Origin of the sequence: Pseudoalteromonas sp. BMB, assembly GCF_001709235.1 — a bacterium.
In the GTDB taxonomy this organism is placed as follows: Bacteria; Pseudomonadota; Gammaproteobacteria; order Enterobacterales; family Alteromonadaceae; genus Pseudoalteromonas; species Pseudoalteromonas maricaloris.
Window position 1 is genome coordinate 1 of the sequence record NZ_MBQA01000221.1, and the last position, 1754, is coordinate 1754.

The 1754-nt window shown below is 45.4% G+C and carries 1 protein-coding gene; it reads left to right on the forward strand.

All coding sequences use genetic code 11. From position 1 onward, the window contains the following. Positions 1 to 589: 589 nt before the first annotated feature. Complete coding sequence (nadC, locus tag BB427_RS23005; protein ID WP_039492218.1) at positions 590 to 1432, forward strand: carboxylating nicotinate-nucleotide diphosphorylase; 843 nt, start codon at positions 590 to 592, stop codon at positions 1430 to 1432. Positions 1433 to 1754: the final 322 nt, after the last annotated feature.

Sequence of the window (1754 nt, forward strand, 5' to 3'; positions counted from 1 at the left end):
TTACCCCGCGACCTCCGTTTTGGCCGGCAACTCACTCCCTTCAAACAAGGCTTTGCACTTTAAATCAAACATACCATCGCGACATAAAGTCGCTGCTACGAAAACACATACCCGTTCGACATCAAATCACAGCAAACAACGCATACACGTAGCAGCGGGTTTACCCCGCGACCTCCGTTTTAGCCGTCAACTCATTCTTTACAAACAAGGCTTTGCATTTAAAATACTCTGTCGCGACATAAAGTCGCTGCTACAAAACACATATTGGTTTTCGGCATAAAGTCACAGCATGCAATACATACACGTAGCAGCGGGTTTACCCCGCGACCTCCGTTTTGGCCATCAACTCACTCGCTACAAACAAAGCTTTGCACTTCAAACATACCGTCGCGACATAAAGTCGCTGCTACGAAAATACATATTGGTTTCGACGTAAATTCACAGCAAACAACACATACACGTAGCAGCGGGTTTACCCCGCGAAATAAAAGCCACCTCGCCAAATTTCGTGAATTCTTTTCCATCAATTGTACTCCTAGGCAAACGCGCGTAAAATTCGGCCATTGCAGAAAAAATGAAAAGACAACCTATGATCGACCAAAACCTTATCAGCCAAATGGTAAAGCAGGCGCTAGACGAAGACCTTAATTATCAAACACCAAACGAAGGTGATATTACCGCAGCCCTTATCCCAGAAACGCAGCAAGCAAATGCCTATGTGATCACAAGGGAAGATTGTGTGTTCGTTGGCAAGGCGTTAATCGAAGAAGTTTTTCAGCAGGTCGACCCAAGTGTTAGCGTCAACGTACTTGTGAACGACGGCGATTTTGTTGCCGCCAACACTCGCTTGTTTACCGCAAGCGGCTCAGCAAGAGCGATTCTAACCGCAGAGCGCACGGCGCTTAACTTTGTACAAACGCTATCGGGCACGGCGACCACCACTGCTAAGTATGTTGAAGTGCTGAGCGGTACGCAAACTAAACTGCTAGATACACGTAAAACCATCCCAGGATTAAGAGCGCTACAAAAATACGCCGTTAAATGTGGCGGTGGTAAAAATCATAGAATTGGCCTCTTCGACGCGTATCTTATTAAAGAAAATCACATTGCCGCCTGTGGCAGTATCGCCAAAGCCGTTGCGACTGCGCGTAATAACCACCCAGACAAGCCGGTAGAAGTTGAAGTAGAAAACCTAGGCGAACTACAACAAGCCTTAGATGCTGGCAGCGATATTATTATGCTGGACAACTTCAGCGTAAGTGAAATTCAACAAGCGGTTGAAATCACGCAAGGTAAAGCTAAGCTGGAAGTCTCTGGTAATATGACCATTGAAATTTTGACGACCTACGCACAAGCCGGTGTTGATTTTATTTCAAGCGGCGCACTGACCAAACATGTACAAAGCATCGACCTTTCGATGCGCTTTGAATAATGTAAAGCTTTAACAACTTCCTCTCTTTATATATGCAAAAAGGGCCTTGATTGCGCCCTTTTGTTTTCCTGCCTTACTTAATGTGACATTCAAGCTACCAATGCGACACTGCCAGTAATGGCTCAACTTTCTGTAGCTAGGGCCTGTTGATCTTTCAAGTTTGTTTTTGCAGCAGTTTGACTGGTATTTATACAAGGCAGAGCCTGCGTAGCATAGTTATTCTATGTAAGTCAGGTGATAACACAGTAGAAATGCCTGTCAAGCGCTGCCCTTTGGGTTCACCTGAGTGCGCTTTGTTCATTGTTGCTCAACTTTTGCCTAG

Coding starts and splice junctions, on each gene's coding strand:
- nadC (WP_039492218.1), top strand. CDS start 590: ATGATCGACCAAAACCTTATCAGCCAAATGGTAAAGCAGGCGCTAGAC.